This is a genomic window from Christiangramia lutea, from assembly GCF_022489035.1.
GTDB lineage: Bacteria > Bacteroidota > Bacteroidia > Flavobacteriales > Flavobacteriaceae > Christiangramia > Christiangramia lutea.
Genome location: NZ_JAKVTV010000003.1, coordinates 116,227 through 135,923, shown reverse-complemented (window position 1 = coordinate 135,923; position 19,697 = coordinate 116,227). Strand labels below are relative to the sequence as shown.

The 19,697-nt window shown below is 37.8% G+C and carries 22 protein-coding genes and 1 tRNA gene; 12 read left to right on the top strand and 11 right to left on the bottom strand.

The window, feature by feature from the left end; genetic code table 11:
- Positions 1–68 precede the first annotated feature (68 nt).
- Both ML462_RS09980 and ML462_RS09975 read left to right on the top strand, forming a co-directional pair.
- Positions 69–314: a putative signal transducing protein gene (locus tag ML462_RS09980; protein WP_240713669.1), complete on the top strand. Its 246-nt coding sequence runs from the start codon at positions 69–71 to the stop codon at positions 312–314.
- Positions 307–513, top strand: a complete 207-nt coding sequence (locus ML462_RS09975) for a hypothetical protein (RefSeq protein WP_240713668.1) — start codon at positions 307–309, stop codon at positions 511–513. Before ML462_RS09980 ends, ML462_RS09975 begins: the two co-directional genes overlap by 8 nt.
- A gap of 36 nt (positions 514–549) precedes the next feature.
- On the opposite strand, the gene ML462_RS09970 is transcribed toward ML462_RS09975, so the two are convergent.
- The 3 genes from ML462_RS09970 to ML462_RS09960 all read right to left on the bottom strand — a co-directional run bounded on the left by ML462_RS09970 (position 550) and on the right by ML462_RS09960 (position 3,766).
- The gene (locus ML462_RS09970) at positions 550–1,560 is read right to left on the bottom strand and encodes a 3-oxoacyl-ACP synthase III family protein (protein WP_240713667.1); all 1,011 of its coding nucleotides are present in this window, start codon (positions 1,558–1,560) and stop codon (positions 550–552) included.
- A gap of 217 nt (positions 1,561–1,777) precedes the next feature.
- Positions 1,778–3,085, bottom strand: a complete 1,308-nt coding sequence (locus ML462_RS09965; protein WP_240713666.1) for an ABC1 kinase family protein — start codon at positions 3,083–3,085, stop codon at positions 1,778–1,780.
- 9 nt (positions 3,086–3,094) lie between these two features.
- The gene (locus ML462_RS09960; RefSeq protein WP_240713665.1) at positions 3,095–3,766 is read right to left on the bottom strand and encodes a TetR family transcriptional regulator C-terminal domain-containing protein; all 672 of its coding nucleotides are present in this window, start codon (positions 3,764–3,766) and stop codon (positions 3,095–3,097) included.
- Between the two features lie 212 nt (positions 3,767–3,978).
- Here ML462_RS09960 and htpG point away from each other — a divergent pair, with 212 nt between their 5' ends.
- Together htpG and ML462_RS09950 are read left to right on the top strand one after the other, a co-directional pair.
- On the top strand, positions 3,979–5,865 hold the full coding sequence (gene htpG / locus ML462_RS09955) for a molecular chaperone HtpG (protein WP_240713664.1): 1,887 nt from the start codon (positions 3,979–3,981) through the stop codon (positions 5,863–5,865).
- Positions 5,866–5,965: 100 nt separating this feature from the next.
- On the top strand, positions 5,966–6,781 hold the full coding sequence (locus ML462_RS09950) for a DUF6503 family protein (protein WP_240713663.1): 816 nt from the start codon (positions 5,966–5,968) through the stop codon (positions 6,779–6,781).
- A 1-nt stretch (position 6,782) separates the two neighbouring features.
- On the opposite strand, the gene ML462_RS09945 is transcribed toward ML462_RS09950, so the two are convergent.
- On the bottom strand, positions 6,783–9,026 hold the full coding sequence (locus tag ML462_RS09945) for a tetratricopeptide repeat-containing hybrid sensor histidine kinase/response regulator (RefSeq protein WP_240713662.1): 2,244 nt from the start codon (positions 9,024–9,026) through the stop codon (positions 6,783–6,785).
- A gap of 144 nt (positions 9,027–9,170) precedes the next feature.
- On the opposite strand from ML462_RS09945, the gene ML462_RS09940 reads away from it, so the two are divergent.
- Both ML462_RS09940 and ML462_RS09935 read left to right on the top strand, forming a co-directional pair.
- Positions 9,171–9,530, top strand: coding sequence for a DoxX family protein (locus ML462_RS09940; RefSeq protein WP_240714073.1), 360 nt, complete (start codon positions 9,171–9,173; stop codon positions 9,528–9,530).
- 3 nt (positions 9,531–9,533) lie between these two features.
- Positions 9,534–10,118, top strand: a complete 585-nt coding sequence (locus ML462_RS09935) for an alpha-ketoglutarate-dependent dioxygenase AlkB family protein (protein ID WP_240713661.1) — start codon at positions 9,534–9,536, stop codon at positions 10,116–10,118.
- A 4-nt stretch (positions 10,119–10,122) separates the two neighbouring features.
- On the opposite strand, the gene ML462_RS09930 is transcribed toward ML462_RS09935, so the two are convergent.
- The gene (locus tag ML462_RS09930) at positions 10,123–10,905 is read right to left on the bottom strand and encodes a S1/P1 nuclease (RefSeq protein ID WP_240713660.1); all 783 of its coding nucleotides are present in this window, start codon (positions 10,903–10,905) and stop codon (positions 10,123–10,125) included.
- A gap of 120 nt (positions 10,906–11,025) precedes the next feature.
- Here ML462_RS09930 and ML462_RS09925 point away from each other — a divergent pair, with 120 nt between their 5' ends.
- From ML462_RS09925 to ML462_RS09900, 6 genes are all read left to right on the top strand, one after another.
- The gene (locus tag ML462_RS09925) at positions 11,026–11,886 is read left to right on the top strand and encodes an SPFH domain-containing protein (RefSeq protein WP_240713659.1); all 861 of its coding nucleotides are present in this window, start codon (positions 11,026–11,028) and stop codon (positions 11,884–11,886) included.
- A gap of 45 nt (positions 11,887–11,931) precedes the next feature.
- Positions 11,932–12,870: an alpha/beta hydrolase family protein gene (locus ML462_RS09920; RefSeq protein WP_240713658.1), complete on the top strand. Its 939-nt coding sequence runs from the start codon at positions 11,932–11,934 to the stop codon at positions 12,868–12,870.
- A 3-nt stretch (positions 12,871–12,873) separates the two neighbouring features.
- Positions 12,874–13,044: a type II toxin-antitoxin system antitoxin gene (locus ML462_RS09915; RefSeq protein ID WP_240713657.1), complete on the top strand. Its 171-nt coding sequence runs from the start codon at positions 12,874–12,876 to the stop codon at positions 13,042–13,044.
- Positions 13,044–13,853 carry an HAD family hydrolase gene (locus ML462_RS09910; protein WP_240713656.1) on the top strand — a complete coding sequence of 270 codons (810 nt, stop codon included), beginning with the start codon at positions 13,044–13,046 and terminating at the stop codon, positions 13,851–13,853. Before ML462_RS09915 ends, ML462_RS09910 begins: the two co-directional genes overlap by 1 nt.
- A 66-nt stretch (positions 13,854–13,919) precedes the next feature.
- Entirely contained in the window at positions 13,920–15,185 is a 1,266-nt protein-coding gene (locus tag ML462_RS09905; RefSeq protein WP_240713655.1) for a DUF819 family protein, read from the top strand.
- Positions 15,186–15,240: 55 nt separating this feature from the next.
- Positions 15,241–15,996, top strand: a complete 756-nt coding sequence (locus ML462_RS09900; protein WP_240713654.1) for a DUF4369 domain-containing protein — start codon at positions 15,241–15,243, stop codon at positions 15,994–15,996.
- A gap of 113 nt (positions 15,997–16,109) precedes the next feature.
- Here ML462_RS09900 and ML462_RS09895 read toward each other — a convergent pair.
- From ML462_RS09895 to ML462_RS09870, 6 genes are all read right to left on the bottom strand, one after another.
- Positions 16,110–16,183, bottom strand: a tRNA-Thr gene (locus ML462_RS09895).
- 6 nt (positions 16,184–16,189) lie between these two features.
- Positions 16,190–16,456, bottom strand: a complete 267-nt coding sequence (locus ML462_RS09890) for a hypothetical protein (RefSeq protein WP_240713653.1) — start codon at positions 16,454–16,456, stop codon at positions 16,190–16,192.
- A 62-nt stretch (positions 16,457–16,518) separates the two neighbouring features.
- Entirely contained in the window at positions 16,519–16,971 is a 453-nt protein-coding gene (locus ML462_RS09885) for a peroxiredoxin (RefSeq protein WP_240713652.1), read from the bottom strand.
- Position 16,972: 1 nt separating this feature from the next.
- On the bottom strand, positions 16,973–17,383 hold the full coding sequence (locus tag ML462_RS09880; protein ID WP_240713651.1) for a 6-pyruvoyl trahydropterin synthase family protein: 411 nt from the start codon (positions 17,381–17,383) through the stop codon (positions 16,973–16,975).
- Positions 17,380–17,898 carry an isopentenyl-diphosphate Delta-isomerase gene (gene idi / locus ML462_RS09875; protein WP_240713650.1) on the bottom strand — a complete coding sequence of 173 codons (519 nt, stop codon included), beginning with the start codon at positions 17,896–17,898 and terminating at the stop codon, positions 17,380–17,382. The genes ML462_RS09880 and idi overlap by 4 nt, the downstream gene beginning before the upstream one ends.
- Positions 17,899–17,966: 68 nt before the next feature.
- Positions 17,967–19,538 carry an OmpA family protein gene (locus ML462_RS09870; RefSeq protein WP_240713649.1) on the bottom strand — a complete coding sequence of 524 codons (1,572 nt, stop codon included), beginning with the start codon at positions 19,536–19,538 and terminating at the stop codon, positions 17,967–17,969.
- Between the last annotated feature and the right edge of the window lie 159 nt (positions 19,539–19,697).

Here is a 19,697-nt window from a genome sequence, read left to right as displayed (position 1 = left end):
TTAATTTCAGTCTAAAAAGAAGACTTGGAAGCTACCTTATTCGTAATTTAGAGCTTAATCTCTAAGTTATGCATGAAGACGACAACTATAAAAGGGTTTACACTGGCCCGGAAACCAATGTTCAATATCTCCAGGAATTATTTGAAAATGAAGGTATACATTCGAGGGTTAGAAATGATTTCGATTCAGGATTGAGAGCCGGTTTTGGAGGTGGCCTTCCGGGGCAGGTTCTTTTATTTGTACTGGAACATGAATATGAAACGGCCGTAAAGATCGCCAGATCCACTTTCCCAAAAGACTTCGAAAATGAATAATGAAGAAATCAAAACTTATGAGGAAAGACCGCAGCGCAATAAGTGGAATCTTATCCTGGGAATTCTATTTATTGGCTATGGAAGCTTTAGATTGTATCAAAAATTACAATTACCCGATTCAGATAATTTCGGAATCTTTCTTGCCGTAGGATTTATCCTTTTCGGAATCTACGATCTTTGGAAATATTTCAAAGGATGAAAATAAAAAAAGCCCTGAGATCTCAGGGCTTTAATTTTACCATTTAATTATTGCACTTCCCCAGGTAAATCCACTACCAAAAGCAGCCAATACCACAGTATCGCCTTCTTTGATCTTTCCTTCTTCCCAGGCTTCAGTCAAAGCAATTGGTATAGATGCAGCCGTAGTATTTCCATACCTCTGTATATTATTATAAACCTTATCATCTGTAAGTCTAAATTTCTGCTGAATAAACTGCGAGATCCTCAGGTTTGCCTGGTGAGGAATAAGCATATCGATATCAGAAACCTCCAGTCCGTTAGCCTTCAAGCCTTCATTAATTACCTCAGAAAAACGCTGAACTGCATTTTTGAATACAAACTGACCGTTCATATAAGGATAGTAAGGAATATCATCGCCTTGAGGATTTTCAGCAATGATCTCTGGAACCCAATGGTTCGTACTCGGCCCTTTTAAAGACAATTCCAAAGCATGTTTACCTTCCGAATGCAGGTGAGTAGATAGAATCCCCTCCCCATTGTGATCACTTCTGGTTAATACTGCCGCTCCTGCTCCATCACCAAATATTACAGACACCGACCGGCCACGGGTTGTAAAATCGAGCCCCCCACTATGGTTCTCACTTCCAATTACCAGGACATTTCGATACATACCTGTTTTAATGAACTGGTCTGCAACTGAAATCGCATATACAAATCCACTACATTGGTTACGAACGTCCAAAGCAGGACAGGTGTCTATTTCCAGCATTTCCTGAACCTGTACTCCACAACCTGGAAAATAATAATCGGGGCTTAGAGTTGCGAATACTATAAGATCTATATCGTCTTTTGATATCCCCGAACGTTCCAGGGCGATCTTAGCAGCTTTCACTCCCATCGTGGCAGTTGTATTATCGTCACCCTTCTTAATATGTCGTCTTTCCTTGATTCCTGTTCTTTCCGTGATCCACTCATCGTTGGTGTCCATCAATTTGGAAAGATCATCATTCGTAACAATATTTTCAGGGACATATTTTCCTAATCCTGCAATTTTAGTCTGATACATGGATAGTTTTTTATGATATTAAAAATTATTCTAATTAAATTTAGGTAAAATGTAAAAAAACCGACGCGCAATATAAGAAAGATTAACATTCTCCTGCTCGTAAAAACGTAGTATTTCTGTAAATAAAAAGAGTCGCAAATAGGCCTATCAAAAAAAAGGAAGCGCGATCACTAAGATGTGACCACGCTTCCTAACAACCTAACCAATAAATCAACCATTAGAGATACACTCTAAAATTTTGAATATCTACTTTCGCTTTAAGATCATGTAATAGATTGTAAAGGCCAAAAAAGGTCCTACTCATATAGAGAAAGTGCCTACTTCCCCTATTTCCATTCATTCTTCGTAATTCAGGGTCTTTCGAATATCTTTCACTTAAATCATTAAGATGTTTCCAAAACTTTTCATCAGTATAATCAAATCTTTCAGACTGAAAAGGGGTTGAAAACATGGTAAACATCTCATGAAACATTTCCGAAAAGAATTCCTTCTCCTTATCTGTATCATTCTCATTTAGTATTTCCAGCTCATACAGTCTATCGTAGAAAAATTCTTTATCATTTAATTTTTCTCTATCGGTTAAAGAGAAATAAGGTTCATAGAAATCATCAGGTATTTGTTTGATACATCCAAAATCTATTGCAATTAGGTTATTTTCATTATCCACCAGAAAATTACCAGGATGTGGATCTGCGTGTACTTGTTTTAATCCGTGGATCTGATACATATAAAAATCCCAGAGTGCCTGCCCTATTTTGTTCGCTAGTTCTTCATCTTCATTCTGCCTGGCAAATTCACTCAAATGTATACCATCCATCCAGTCCATAGTAATAATTCGCTCACTGGATAAATTTTCGTAATACTTCGGAAATTTTAAGTTCGGGATATGGGCGCAAGCTTCTGAAATTTCTTTACTTTGCTTTACTTCCAGAATATAATCTGTCTCTTCCAAAAGTTTACCTTCTACTTCGGCAAAATACTTTTCAGAATCTTTCGCACTTAAATTGAACATCTTAAGAGCGAAAGGTTTAACCATTGCCAGATCTGAACTGATACTTTCAGCAACCCCCGGATATTGGATTTTCACAGCAAGTTTCTTCCCTTCTTTAGTGGCCTGGTGCACCTGTCCGATGCTGGCCGCATTCACCGATTGGGTTGCAAAAGTATCATATAATTCTTCAGGGTATTCCCCATGGTATTTTTTAAAAGTTTTTCTCACTAAAGGCGCGGACAAGGGTGGAACACTGAACTGAGCTAAACTGAATTTCTCCACATATGCTCCGGGTAACAGATTTTTCTCCATGGAAAGCATCTGAGCAACCTTAAGAGCACTACCCTTCAGGCTTTTTAGACCATCATAAATATCACTTGCATTATCTTCATCAAGCTCGTCCCTAGAAAATTCTGGATTGAATGCTTTCTTTCCATAGTATTTAAGATAGTTTCCTCCAATCTTAACTCCCGTAGAAACAAGTTTTCCTGTCCTACCTATTTTTCCTGTTGGTATTTTATCTATTGTTTTCATAATTTCTACCTACGCCATTCTTTCCTTCCATAGGAATTTCCCAAGATCTACTACTCTTTCTAACGGAGTATTATCAAAAAGGTCAAATACGGTATTTACAGATTTCTCTATGGCCACATCTGTACTTTCAAATCCAGCCGAGTTATCGTCCATCCAGAATTTTAAAAGAAATAAAAACTGAACCCATACGCCTTCTGAAAAGATCATTTCATTTTGCTCGAATAATCTCAATGATTTTTCACTATTTCCATCCTGAATAAGGGTTTTTGCATATTTCTTCATACGTCTCCTCAAGTGTTTTAACTGATCCAGATTCTTCAATGATTGCTCATGCTCACTTAAAGCATATAATACGTAACTACGATTAGCAGTAAGCACTTCGAAAAAAGTATAAAAGAATGTCAGCAGCTTTTCACGGTTGGAAAAAGATTTATACTCTTTAGATTTTTCCATCACGCTCAAGCTATTGTCGAAAAACTTTTCCCATATGGTTTTTCTTAAACCTTCAAAACTTCCGAAGTGCTCATAGAAGTCTGCCTCGGTTAAATCATTATCCTTAGCAAATTTGTATACACTTCTTGGAGTTTTTTCATTTTCCAGAACATAATCCATATAAAGAGCGATCATCTGATCTGCATTTGGTTTCTTCTTTACTTTACTATTTCCTGTATTCTTTGCCATAATTTCTAATTCTGATATAAATTTACAACTTTGTTTAATCTTTTTACTTAAAGTTTAAACAATTTAATGTTAAATATTTTCTAGGTATCTGAAATCGATGTTCTTAGACGAGTTCGACAGGATTTAATTACAATCGTGTCAGTTTGACAGCAAATCGTAAATGGTATTTTTTTTGAAATCAGGTGAGTGAATTAAAATTTAAAAATATAAATATGGCAACCGGAAAAATAAATGTATCTGTTGAAAACATTTTTCCGCTCATCAAGAAGTTTTTATATAGTGATCATGAAATCTTTTTGAGGGAGCTTATATCAAATGCAACCGATGCAACCCTTAAATTAAAACACCTGAGCACCCTTGGGGAAGCGAATGTAGATTATGGAAATCCTGTAATTGAGGTAAAAATCGATGAAAAGAACAAGACGCTTCATATTACCGATCAGGGAATTGGGATGACCAAAGAAGAAGTTGAAAAATATATCAACGAAGTTGCTTTCTCTGGAGCTGAGGAGTTTTTAAATAAGTATAAAGATTCTGCCAAAGACAGTGGAATTATTGGTCATTTTGGCCTAGGTTTCTACTCTGCCTTTATGGTCGCCAATAAAGTGGAGATCATTACTCAATCACATAAAGATGAACCTGCGGCTCACTGGGTTTGTGAAGGTACTACAGAGTTCAAATTAGAAGAAGCTGACAAAAAAGAGCACGGGACAGAAGTTATACTTCATATTAACGAAGATGATAAAGAGTTCTTAGAAGAAAACCGTATCCAGGAACTATTGGTGAAGTACAACAAGTTCATGCCGATACCGATCAAATTCGGAACTAAAGAAGAAACTCTTCCTCTTCCTGAAGATGCAGCAGAAGATACTAAACCGGAAACTAAAACAGTTGATAATATCATCAACAATCCTGACCCGGCATGGACAAAGCAGCCAACAGATCTAGAAGAGAAAGATTACAATGATTTTTACCGTGAATTGTATCCTATGCAATTCGAGGAGCCATTATTCCATATTCACCTGAATGTGGACTATCCATTTAACCTTACCGGTATCCTGTATTTCCCGAGAATGGCTCAGGATATGAACATTCAGAAGGATAAAATTCAGCTTTACCAGAACCAGGTTTTTGTGACTGACAATGTTGAAGGCATTGTTCCTGAATTCCTTACGATGTTAAGAGGGGTGATAGATTCTCCCGATATTCCGCTGAACGTATCAAGATCTTATCTTCAGGCAGATGGTGCGGTGAAGAAGATCTCCAGCTACATCACCAGAAAAGTAGCAGATAAGCTGAAGAGTCTTTTCAATAACAACAGGGAAGATTTCGAGAAAAAATGGAACGATATCAAGATTGTTATTGAATATGGTATGCTTACCGAGGATAAGTTCTTCGAAAAAGCTGATAAATTTGCACTTTATCCAACAACCGATGGAGATTTTTATACCTATGAAGAGTTGGAAAATGCGATTAAAGAAAACCAGACCGATAAGGATGGCAATATAGTGATCCTTTACGCTTCAAATGAAAATGAACAGCATAGTTATATTGAAGCTGCTAAGGATAAAGGCTATAAAGTGCTGCTATTAGATTCACCAATCGTGTCTCACCTTCTGCAAAAACTGGAAACTTCAAAAGAGAAAATCTCCTTTGTAAGAGTAGATTCAGACCATGTAGATAATCTAATCAAGAAAAACGATGAAAAGATCTCGAAACTTTCAGATGAAGAAAAAGAAAAGCTGAAAGGTGATTTCGAAAAGGTAATTCCTTCAGAAAAATATACCATCCAGATGGAACCTATGGACAGTAACGCTGCTCCCCTAATCATCACCCAGCCTGAGTTCATGCGTAGAATGAAAGAAATGCAGCAAACCGGCGGTGGTGGAATGTTTGGAATGGGCAATATGCCAGAAATGTATAACCTTGTAGTTAATACAAACCACGATCTAATAAATACAATTCTAAATACCAAAACCGAGAAAAAACAGCAACGTCTAATCAAACAATCTTTAGACCTTGCCAGACTATCTCAAAATCTTTTGAAAGGTGAGGAACTTACCGCCTTTATCAAGAGAAGTTTTGATATGGTGAAATAAAAGTTTGTTCGAATTTAAGATTAAACCGCTTTCTTATTGGGAAGCGGTTTTTTTATTAGGATAAATTTTAATGTGTACATTTAGAAAAAATATAATTCCAATGAAAAAACTAATTTTCTTTTTTGCCGCTCTAATCATATTAGGTTGCAAACAACAGCAGCCTGATAAAAAGATTCCTGTAGAACCAAATGAAGGGATAGGAGATGGAGCTCAACCTCCTAATGTATTTTCATTTTCAGAGAATATTGAAGAAGCGCATAACAAAGCTGCCTTTATGAACAAGGAGGCTATTTCTTTTGACATAAAACTTGAGTTTGGCGGAAAAACCAGGCTGGAAGGAAAAGTTAGTATGACCACTAATTCTACAAAAGTAAGACTGGACAAATCTGATGGATCTTCCATTATATATGACGGAAAAGAGGTTTTTATTACTCCGAAATCAGCAAACGCTGAAGGCGCAAGATTTGATATTTTCACCTGGCAGTATTTCTTTGCCATGCCTTTTAAACTTACAGATCCTGGAACTGTTTGGGAAGAACAGGAAAAACGTGTCTTAGATAGTACAAATTATGAAACCGCTAAGCTCACTTTTCAATCGGACGTTGGTGATTCTCCAGATGACTGGTATGTGGTATATAAAGATCTGGAGTCAAACAGGCTAAAAGCGGCCGCTTACATAGTGACATTTGGTAAGGACAAGAGTAAAGCAGAGGAAGATCCACATGCAATTGTTTACTCCGATTTCAAAACGGTTGAAAATGTATCTTTTGCTACCAGCTGGGATTTCCATAACTGGAACGAGAAAGAAGGTTTTGGTAAAAAATTAGGTGAAGCCAATATCTCGAATTTAAAGTTCTTTAAACCTGAAAAAGCTTATTTTGAGGCTCCTACTGGTGCAAAACCTGTAACAAAGTAAATTAAACTTCTTCCTTATGGCCTTTTAAAAAAAGATTTTTATATACAATCTGGTAGAATTGCTGAACATCATAAGGTTTTATGATAATTCCGTTCATTCCGGCAGATTGAATCTCCTCCCTAATCTCCTCAACCTCAACAGCTGTAAGGGCGAGAATTGGAATGTCTTTATCAAATTCTCTAATTAATCTGGAGGCTTCAAGTCCCGATATACCAGGCATATTCACATCCATGAGAATTAGATCATAGTCTTCATTTTTCACTTTACCTATAGCCTCATTGCCATCACCGGCAACTTCACATTCAAAATCCTTCTTCTCAAGAATTCTCTTGGTAACTACCTGGTTAATGCGGTTATCATCCACAATTAGAATTCGTTTAGTCTTGGAACTCTCATAAACCTGGAATTCCTGAATTTTTGTTGGAGCTTCAGTTTTTAACTGATCTATTTTGAATGTAATGGAAAAACTAAAGGTCGCTCCTTCTCCCTCCCTGCTTACCAGTTTAATTTTCGAGTTAAAAAGTTTAAGTAACCTCTTTACAATTGGCAATCCCAGGCCTGTGCCCTGGTAATTGTAATTAGAATTATTCAGCTGCGAAAATTCCTGAAAGATCACCTTCCTTTTGCTCTCCGGAATTCCAGGTCCGTCATCGCTAATTTCAAAATAGACCTCCGACCTATCTTTTGAAGATCTGGATTGGTTCGCCTTTATAAAAATATTTCCTCTCTCGGTAAATTTTGTTGCATTGCCCACGAGGTTCATCAAAACCTGAGAGAGCCTTACCGAATCACCTATCAAATACTCCGGAATTTCCGGATCTATTTCCAAATGAATCTTATTCTTATTCTGAACCCTGGTAAACTCAAAACTGTTTACAATACTATTCATTAAGTCACGAAGGCTAAAGGATACATTTTCAAGCTTTACCTCATTGGACTCCATTTTATTCATTTGAAGTACATCATTTATTAAGGCCAGAAGGTAATCTGCGGAAAATTTCAGGGATTTAAGGTCGGCCTTATGCTTTTTCAAACTTTTATCTTCCAAAAGAAGGGAAGTCAAACCTATAACACCGTAAAGCGGAGTCCTAATTTCATGACTCACGGTACTAAAGAACCTGGTCTTTAAAAGCGATAATCGCTCTGCTTCCACCTTGGCATCCCTATATTGCACGTTACTAACCTTTAACTTTTCAATTAAATTTTGTCTATCGCGGTTAACCTTATATAAAAAGACTAGAATAAAGATCATCCCTATAGATGAAAAGACCATTACCACCACTTTTTCCTTAGATTTTTGAATGATATCGTCCTGATATTTCTTTTCTCTTTCAGCGATCTCCAGGTTCTTTCTATACTCATTTATATTGAACCTGGCATTAGCGATCTCCATTTCCTTAAGCTTTTCCTTTTCAAAAAGCCGGGAATTGAACTCCATATATTTTTCCTGTGCATCGTAGGCAGCTTCATAATCCCCTTTTTCTGCCAACATATCAGAATAAGCGGCATATACCTCTTCTGCAGCCAAGACCAAGGTATCCTTTAAAGCAAAATCTATGGATCTATTGAAGTAATAACTGGCAGTATCAAATTCCTTCAGGTGGGAATAATACCTACCGTGAAGCATATATATCTGTGAATTAAAATAATCATAAGTCTGCTGTTCGAACTTATCTTCAGCGGGACCTATTGTGTCCATGATAGCAAGAGCTTCATTAAGATAAGGATAAGCTTTTTCATACTGACCGTTGTCCAGGTAGGTCCAGGCAATATTAGATTTCGGCTGAATAAGTTCAAAGGGAATATTCAATTTATTCGCCAGATCGATCACCTTATTGTAATAATCAATTCCTTTATCAACGGTCTCCGGAATTTCCGAATAAATATTCCCCAGGTTATTATATGAATAGAGAATTAAAGTGTCGTTTTCGGCCTTCTGCGCATATTCCAGACCAAAAGTATAATTTTTCCGAGCACGAGCACTATCCTTTAAACTAATATAAATATATCCCAGACTATTATATGCCTTCGAAAGGAAGTAGGAATTATCGGTTTCTTTAGCCTGACTTAACAAGCTGTGAGAATTCTCAACAGCTTGAACATATTGATATTCATCAATTTGATCATGTATCTTTCTTAGAAGAACAATTAATGAATCTTCAGACGCCGGATTGGATTTTTGAGAATATCCCTGACTCGAGAAAATGACACACAGCAATGAGTAAAGAAAATAATTTCTTATCAAAAGTAGGTACAGGTTAAAAGTTAGATTTTGGGTGTTGAAATTACTCTAATTAAAGCACTTACACAACATTTTTTTTGTTTTGAAGCCATCTTTCAGATTTCTACTGTTGAGAAATTCTCTTATCTTCAACAAAAAATATTGTCCATGACCTATCCCTGGCATTTATACCTAATGGCTTTAATGTATGTTATTGCTGGTGTTTTTCATTTTCTGAAACCCAAGATGTATATGAGAATCATGCCTCGTTACCTGCCAGCTCACAAGACTTTAGTGCTTTTGAGCGGTGCCGCCGAAATACTTTTGGGAGTCGGTCTATGCTTCCCTGAAACTAAAGATCTCGCTATTTATGGGATCATTCTTATGCTATTGGTTTTCTTATTAGTGCATTTTTATATGCTCTCTTCTGAAAAGGCAGGAGCTGGATTACCTAAGTGGATTCTTATAGTAAGAATTCCCTTACAATTTATTTTGATTTGGTGGGCCTGGTTTTATTTGAAATTCTAGAATTTGGAAAAGGAGACAATAGATTTTCAGGATGGCGAAATAATCTATTATTCGAATTTCATCCGTCAGGAAAATGCAGATGATTATCTGAAATCTTTGCTTGCATATGAAAAATGGAGACATGATAAAATAAAAATGTTCGGTAAAGAGATATACCAGCCTAGGCTCAGCCAGTTTTTTGGAGAATCAAATAAGGATTACACATACTCCGGTCTCAAAATGAACCCGGTAACTTTTACGAAAGATTTAGAAGAAATCAGGAAGAAATGCAACAAAACCACTAATATAAACTTCAATGTATGCCTAGCTAATCTCTACAGGGATGGCTCAGACAGTATGGGGTGGCACGCCGATGATGAAAAGGAGTTAGGCAAAAACCCAACTATAGCTTCGGTGAGCCTGGGTGCTGAACGTATGTTTCACTTCAAGCATAAATTTATAAAAACGGCTAGGTATAAAATAAAATTAAAACATGGTAGTCTTTTAATAATGAAAGGTACTACTCAGGAATTCTGGAAGCATCAATTACCAAAAACCAAAAGGCAAGTTGGCCCAAGAATTAATCTAACTTTTCGAAAGATTCTTTGATAAGTTATGAATAAATATCATTCAGGATCTTAGCCAGACGAATTCCACCTTTCTGCAATTGATCCAAAACCGTAGGCATGTGTTCATACATATAGGAGTAACCAAGCTTTTCACCATTTTCAACTCCGGCGTAAAGATCTTCAGCCATTGCTCTGGATTCATAGACCCAATCCAGTAATTTCCCTTTTTTGATCGATTTTAATTCAGCTTTAGATAAATTTTTGGTGTTTATAGCCAGTTCGGTATAGCTCATTTGATAAAAATCAATCATTTCACTATCCCATACCCTATGGATATTAGAACCATCATTAAACCATCTCACCTGTATGTCATTTCCACCCTTATCTTCAGCATGTCCCGTGTGGAATGGCTGGTGCAAGTCTCCGACAAAATGAATTAACATCTTTAGATGAAATTCCTTTTCTTCTCGTGTTGAGCTTTTATTTTTTAAAACTTCTACACATTTCCTTATTGCCTGGACCAGGTCTCCTCTTTCGCTTGCATCTTCTAGTTTATATTCCTTTGATCCAGGATCTATATTCACATAATGCCAAGGTCCATATTTTTTATAATCAGGATCGCTTTTTATATCATCGGCATAATTTGCCACAAAAGCCAACCCATATCCATCCAGTAGAGAACTAATTGCCTTTTTAGCTTTTTCTGTTAGATGTTTCTCTGCTATCTCAGCTGTTGCCCTATGTCCTGTTTTACCCCAATCTCCTCCAGAAGCGAAACTAACATTAGAAACGATTATAAAAAATGCGATAAGTAGGAAATTCTTCATATTAATCTGTGATTTTCGGCAAAGATAGTTAAGCTCCAAAAAATAACTCTTAAGATTACTAAAATTTTAAATTTAATATTATATATTTATGATATCATTTTAATATCAATTATCAGAATTATGACACAAGAAAAAACTATTGCAGCTTTTAACGGCTATATTATGTTATTTGTCTTCCTCATCCTCTTTATTGGAAGTATAGCAGCCGTTTTAAATACAGGAAACCCAATCTGGGGAATTGCATTTCTCATCGCAATATTAATCCTTCCGGGACTAATACTGGTTAATCCAAATGAATCCAGAGTATTATTACTCTTTGGAGACTACAGAGGAACTGTAAAAAAGAATGGTCTTTTCTGGGTAAATCCATTCTATACCAAAAAGAAAATTTCACTCAGGGCTCGAAACTTTGACAGTGAACGCCTGAAGGTAAATGATAAACTAGGGAACCCGGTGATGATCAGCACCATTCTTGTTTGGCGTGTCATGGATACTTTCAAGGCTTCTTTTGATGTTGATGACTTTGAGAATTTCGTTGTGGTTCAAACAGACGCAGCGGTAAGAAAACTTGCCAGTATGTATCCATATGATAATTTTGCAGATGAAGGCCTCGACGAAGATATAACGCTTCGATCTAGCATGAATGAAGTGAGCGATGCCCTAGAGAAGGAATTGGAAGAAAGATTGCAAATTGCGGGAATAGAAGTTCTGGAGGCTCGTATTGGTTACCTAGCTTATGCCAATGAAATCGCCAGTGCGATGCTGAAAAGGCAACAGGCTACAGCAATCGTGGCTGCTCGGCATAAAATTGTAGAAGGTGCTGTGAGCATGGTTGAAATGGCATTGGAAGAATTAAGCCGAAAAGAAGTTGTAGATCTTGATGGTGAAAGAAGAGCCGCCATGGTAAGTAATCTTATGGTAGTTCTTTGTGGTGACAGAGATGCTGCACCCGTTGTAAATACCGGAACTTTAAATCATTAGAATTTCCCTTATCCTAATCTCTTTTGACCAAAAAATTGAAGAAACATGAAATACCTATTTATCGCTTTAAGCTTATTTATTCTCTGCCAGCCCGTAAAAAGTCAGGAGACTAATTTCGAGGAAAAGGAACTTAAGATCAATGAAGTTACTGAGGGAACTCTCACGCTACCTGGCTCGGGAGATGCCGAAAGCCTCATAATTTTCATTCAGGGTTCTGGTCCAACCGACAGAAATGGAAATCAATCCATGATGAAAAACGATGGTATGAAGCTGATGGCTAGAGAACTGGCTGCTAATGGCATTGCATCCTTTAGGTTTGATAAGCGAATCTTCAAGATGCAGGAACTAAAACTCAAGGAAGAAAATCTGCGCTTTGAAGATTTTGTCCAGGATGTAAAGGATATCTTGACCTACTTTGAAAATCAGGAGAATTTTGAAAACCTTATCATCGCTGGTCATAGTGAAGGATCACTGGTAGGTATGCTCGCTTCAGAAGAAACAGCAGACGGTTTCATTTCTCTGGCCGGCGCTGGAGAACCTATAGATAATATTATTGTAGAACAGGTTAACAAAATGGCACCTCAGCTCGGGGAAAATGCCCGTGCCGCTTTCGATGAGTTGAAGGAAGATGGGAAAACCACGAATTATAGTCCCATGTTGGAAAACCTTTTCAGAGAAAGCGTTCAGCCATACATGAACAGCTGGATGAAATATGATCCTTCCAAGGAAATAAGATCACTGGAAATTCCAGTTCTTATAATCAATGGCACCTCAGATATCCAGGTAGAACCGGAACAGGCTCAAATGCTTCACGAAGCCAGTGAAGATTCCAGGCTTTTACTAATCGATAAAATGAACCATATTTTCAGAAAAATGGAGAGCGATGATAAACTGGTAAATACAAAATCCTATAATGAACCTTCCAGGCCATTACATCCGGAATTGATCCCTGAAATTACCAATTTTATCAAAGAACTTGAGTAAATTATGGGCAAAAAGAAAGCATTCGCATTAAGAGTAGATGAAGATATGCTTAAAGCTATCGAGAAATGGGCTTCAGACGAGTTTAGAAGTACCAATGGGCAGATAGAATGGATGCTTAACAAAGCTTTGAAAGAAGCCAGAAGACACCCCAAAAATAAAAAGCAGGAAGAATAATGTTCAAGATCATATTTTCAGACATCGACGGCACTTTACTGAACGCAGACCGAGATCTTTCAGAACTAACGATAAACACCATTAAAAAACTCAATCAGGAAAATATTCCATTTATCCTTATTTCCTCCCGAATGCCTTCAGCAATGAGACATCTTCAGAAAAAGATGGACATTGAACATCTCCCCATTATCAGTTATAATGGCGGCCTGATCCTCGCTGACGGAAAGACACTGGATTCAACAGAAATTCCGTTGGAAATTCTTGAAAGCCTTCATGACTATAATTTAGATCATGACGTACATTTAAGTTTATTTCATAATGATGAATGGTATGTTCCACGGGATGATTTCTGGACTCGAAGAGAGATCAATAACACGAAGGTGCAACCGGAATTTCGGGAAAATAAGAAGGTTATTAAAAAGTGGGATGCAGAAGAGAAGGGAGCCCATAAGATCATGGCCATGGGAGAAGAAGAAAAGATAGATAAGATCTTCAATTTCCTAAAGGAAAGTTTCCCGAACGATCTCCACCTCTATCGTTCGAAACCAACTTATATTGAGATAGCTCCACGAGCCATCTCAAAATTAACGGCCGTAGAACATCTGTTAGACCATCATTATAGAATTCCACTTTCTCAAAGCATGGCTTTTGGAGATAATTACAATGATATTGAAATGCTTCGAGGCGTAGGTATGGGGATTGCCGTGGGAAATGCCAAGCCTGAAGTCCTGGAAATCGCCCATATGGTAACCTCTCCCGGGAAAGAGGATGGAGTTGCCAGAAGTATTTCTGAGATCCTTAAAATTTAAGTTCATATGAACCTGTAGCCGGAAATAATAAAAATTGTATTTTGCCGGCGATCAAGAACAAATTTTATGGAAGAATCTACCCTTTTCACCAATGACGCTATTGTTTTTGGACTATTAATGTTAGCCCTGGGCTTTGTTTTTTATACCTCTTCAAAAAAGAATGGATTCTGGGGTAAATTTTACAAAGTGGTACCAGCCTTGCTTATGTGTTACCTCATCCCTGCTATTTTCAACTCTTTTGGCTGGATAGATGACGAAACTTCCCAATTATATTTTGTAGCAAGTAGATATTTATTACCAGCCGCTCTCGTTTTAATGACTCTTAGCATAGACCTGAAAGCAATTTTTAATCTTGGCCCCAAGGCCTTGATCATGTTCTTCTCCGGAACGATAGGTATAATCATAGGAGGCCCTATTGCCATTCTTATAGTTTCGGCAATTTCTCCTGAAACTGTTGGTGGTGCCGGTCCCGATGCCATTTGGAGAGGACTATCTACCATTGCAGGTAGCTGGATTGGTGGTGGCGCCAATCAGGCAGCTATGCTGGAGATCTATGAATACAACCCTGATCTGTACGGAGGAATGGTGCTAGTAGATATTGTGGTTGCCAACCTTCTTATGGCAGGACTGCTAATGGGAATCGGGAAAAGTGACCAGTTAGATAACTGGCTAAAAGCCGATAACTCAGCCATCACCGAACTAAAAGAGAAAGTTTCGAACTACGCCGAGAGCGTTACAAGAAACCCTCAACTATCAGATTATATGATCATGCTCGCGCTGGCATTTGGCACAGTTGGTTTCGCACACTGGGGAGCTGATAATATGTCGGAATACCTGCTTGCTAATTTTGAAGTTTTCAACGATTCAAAAAGCGCCCTTTCCTCCTTCTCATCCCAGTTCTTCTGGATGATCACCATAGCAACCGCTATTGGAATCATCCTGTCATTTACTCCATTTAAATCTTATGAAGGAGCGGGAGCCAGTAAATTAGGAAGTATTTTCATTTATATCCTCGTTGCCACCATCGGGATGAAAATGGATCTTACCATGGTTTTTGATAACCCGGGATTAATTGGAATTGGGTTGATTTGGATGTTGATTCATATCATATTCCTGTTTGGTACGGCAAAAGCTATAAAAGCTCCTTATTTCTTTCTAGCTGTAGGAAGCCAGGCGAATGTTGGCGGTGCGGCTTCAGCCCCTGTTGTTGCAGCTGCCTTCCACCCTTCTTTGGCAACTGTAGGAGTACTACTTGCGGTATTTGGATATGTGGTTGGAACTTATGGGGCAATTTTGTGTACAATTTTAATGCAAATAGCCGCCGGCGGTTAGTAATAAATAGAAAAATATAAGATATTTGCGCTCCTTAAAAATCTGAATTCAAAAAATGAAAAAACTAGCTCTTCTTTTAGTCATATTAATAAGCATCACGGCTTGTTCGGAAAAAGAAAGCAATCTTATTGTGAGCGGGGAAGTAAAAGGTCTTAAGAAAGGAACCTTATACCTTCAGAAGATCCAGGATACTATCTTAGTGAACGTAGACTCTGTAGTTGTTGACGGTGAACCTAATTTTGCCATGGAGACATATATCCAAAGTCCGCAGATCATGTATCTGTATCTGGAAAAAGTAGACAACAATCAGTATGATGATCGTATAGAGTTTTTTGCAGATAAAGGAGAAGTTTCCATCAACACCAAACTGGAAAAATTTGAGACCAGTGCAAAAATCGTAGGTTCTGCAAACCAGGAGAAACTTGTTGAATATCGTAAAATGATTAGCAGGTTCAACGACCAGAACCTTGACCTTATCAAAGAAAGCTTTGACGCTGAAAAAGCCCAGGATGAGGAAAAGTTAATCGAGATAGACCAGAAATACGACCGACTTCTTAAAAGGAAATATTTATATACAGTGAATTTCGCGATCAACAACAAAGATCATGAAATAGCACCTTACCTGGCCCTTTCTGAAGTATTTGACGCGAATATCAAATATCTGGATACAATCTATACTTCCCTTGCGCCGAAGGTTAAGAAATCTAAGTATGGAGAGGAACTAAAGGAATTTTTGAAAGAAAGAAAAAAGCAGGAGAAACTGGAAGAAAAAGTCGAGGAACAAACCGAGGCAGAAAATCAAAATTCTTAGCAAGAGGAAAATATCAGGATAATTTAAGGGATCGAATGATCCCTTTTTTTATGCACGAATATGACTTAGTACATAAAAAAAGCCTCTTCATTTGAAGAGGCTTTTTAACCTTGAGCCGATGGAGGGACTCGAACCCACGACCTGCTGATTACAAATCAGCTGCTCTAGCCAGCTGAGCTACATCGGCAACTTATTAAAGCGCGTTCAGCTTTTCGATCAAAGCATTTGCTTTAGTCTCAAGTTCAGCCTGAACTTCCTTAAAATGTTTTTGTTTATTTTCTACGTCACGACGGTTGATCTTCGTGATCAATTCATCATATTCTTTTATAGCTTCATCTACGATCGCCTCAGACTTAGCCGGGTCTTCTTTTGGATTAGCCATCTGGTGAATGTAGGCAGCATCTATGATGTCTCCCATTACATAATTCACATCTTTTTTAAGCAATCTTTTACTCGCCATTTTCAATAAATTTCGGCTGCGAATTTAAACTATTTTTTGAAAGGAAAATGAATTCGGTAAAATTAATTCTGATTTTTTTTCAGAACGCTTAGAGCCTCGGGCATATGCCTTTTTGCACTCATACTATTGAATTTATGCAGCAGTTTACCTTCTCTATCAAAAACAAAGGTTTCCCGGCCGGGTATTAGCCCCAGCAAATTTGGTTTTACGCCGAAAGCCTGCCTGGCCTTTTTCTCTGGATCTGATAGAAAGATATATGGAAGATCATATTTATTGGCAAATTTTGAATGGGACGATGAAGAATCGGCACTAATTCCTATTACCTCGGCACCCAGATCCTTAAATTCTTCATAGCTATCTCTGAAACTACAGGCCTCTTTTGTACAACCCGGAGTAAAATCTTTGGGATAAAAGTAGACCACAAATGATTTTTCACCTTTCAAAGCCGAAAAATCAAAAGTTTTTCCGTCCTGATCCTTTAATTGTAATTGTGGAACTTCCTCTCCTATCTTCATATTATTCGCCTTTGTAGGTTACAAAATTCCTTGGTGTTTCATAAAGGGTTACTTCAAGGTCATGACCTTCCTTGATCTTACCTCGCAGCTTATTCCATATAACTACTGCTATATTTTCAGCGGTGGGAATTAAATCACTAAACTCCGGTACTTCAATATTCAAATTCTTATGATCGAATGGCTCTTCAACTTCCTTTAAAATGAGATTTTTCAGGTCTTTTAAGTCCATTACAAAACCGGTCCTGGGATCTGGCTGCCCGGTCACAGAAACAATTAATTCATAATTATGCCCATGGTAGTGAGGATTACTGCATTTACCAAAAACCTCAAAATTACGCTCGTCATCCCATTCCTTCCTGAAAAGACGATGAGCAGCATTAAAATGTGCTTTCCTGTGGACCGTTATTCTCATTGCTGTATATGTGAATAATATTTATCAAAAATGATCTTGAACCATTCAGTATAAACATGAGGGTTCTTCTTCATATCTACCTGAAGATCTTCTAATGAAACCCATTTCCAGGCAGCTACCTCATCAGGATTAAGATCTGGTTTTCCTTCAAAATTACCAACAAGAATATGATCGAATTCATGTTCGGTTAAACCATTATCAAAAGGAGCCTTATAAATAAACGATATCGTGTCTTTCAAGTCTGTAGAGAAACCCATCTCTTCCTGCAATCTTCTTTTTCCAGCTTCAATATTGGATTCTCCCTCTCTTTGATGACTACAACAGGTATTGGTCCATAAACCAGGAGAATGATATTTGGAAAGTGCCCTTTGTTGTATCATTAGTTCCTGTTTATCATTGAAAACAAAAACTGAAAAGGCACGGTGGAGCAATGCTTTTTCGTGGGCTTCGATCTTCTCCATGAGCCCTATTTGCTCGTCCTTTTCGTTAACTAAAATTACTTTTTCTTCTGCCATTTTTTTAATTGAGATTCAAATGTACAAAAACAGTGTTTCCTTTCACAAATAAGCTGATTAAGCAAATCCTAAAGTTTTAATCTACCGGTATAAATGTCACAGTTAATGGAAAGAATAAATTCAGACCTGCGGTTTTTCTCGTGCTGAACTTCAGAACATAAGATATTATTCCTGCAATTATTGACTAATTCAGTTTCACCATATCCCCTACCTGAGATCCTGCTCTCGTCCACTCCCAGATTTATCAGGTATTCGCGGGTTACATCAACTCGCTCCTGGGAGAGCCTGAGGTTGTAATCGTCATCTGCTCTGCTGTCTGTGTGAGACCTAATATCTATAAGCAATTCAGGGTATTCCGCCATATAGGCAGCGATCTCATCAAGTTGGCTGGCAGCCTGAGGCTTTATCTCTGCCTTATCAAGGTCGAATAGAATTGGATCCAGATTCAGCATTTTGGCCAGATCATCTCCAACTCGTGCCGCAAAGATCTTATCTCCTTCAAAATTTTGAAAGAGTATAATATTCTCCCTTCTTTTTACCTCTGTGGCGTAGAAACTCCAATTAAAGAATGCTCTCATTGCAGCAATATTCTCTGGAGTTTCTCCAGAAAAATCGTGAGATGCCTGGTACATTACAAGTCCGTTTTCTTTTCTTCCAAAGCCATTCCCGTATACTATAATCGCTCCGGGACCTTTGGAAAGCGACGGAACATCCGGAGCCGAAGGATCTACAATTATGGTTTTAGTGGTTTGCCTCCATACATTAGCCTTTTTCGGGTAGAAAATACGTTCAGATCCGTTGATCAGCGCTTTATCACTTTTCCCTAAATATTGTGAAACAGGATCGGCTGGAAGTTGATGAGTATATGGTGGTGTGGCATACCTGTGCTCATAAAAAGGTATTAGACCGGTAGTTCGGGCTCCAGCCGCTCCTTCAGACAGAAAATTCAATTGTAGTACTTCAGTTGTATCGCCGTTGGGAACCGTTCCGTATAAATTTTCAAGCAGACTTCCAGCATGACATCCCGCCCATATAGCTCCCTTCAATTTTCTATTCCAGAAATACAGGTTTTTATGAGTCTCAAATTTTGGTTGGGCATGAGGCATAACAAAAAGATCATCACATACCCCAAGCTCATCTGGGGTTTTCCAATTTTTAGAATCATAACCTCCATGGGCAGAACCGGGAATTCCAGCAGCCCGAAAATAAGTAAGAGCTATGCTACCATTTTGCTTGTCCAGTGTCCACTTTGGTGCAACTGAAAGATTTGTAAAAACTGGTAATTCCTGATCTTCTTCAAAATAGGTTCCAACTACGCCTCTATTTTCCCAAATTTCGATTCTTTGTCTTAGAGGTTCCGTAATATATGAGACCGGGATAACAAAAGAGCCCGATCTAAAAACCTCCTCTCCAATGACGAAATCGATCCCATCCTTTTGTTTTTCATTATTGATCACCCATTTTACTTCCACCGGAAACTCAAGCAGCAGATCATATATAAAACCATAAGGTTTTAAGGCATTTGCATGGGTTTGAGGAGTTAGCCCCATATTAATTGCATAACTCCCTTTGGCAATTATCTCTTTTCTATTCTGTGAAAAGCTGAAATTGCCATAAAGAAGGATTACCGCAATGAGCATTGCGAATATAGTTCGGTTTTGCAGGGAAAAACCCATAATTTCTTAGCAGGTAATTTTTATAAAGGTCGGACAAAAAGTGTAAAACCCAAATAATTTATTGAGTACAAAAAGATTACGAAACCACTATCATCTGTTTTTCGTAGGTATCTTCGAGTGATG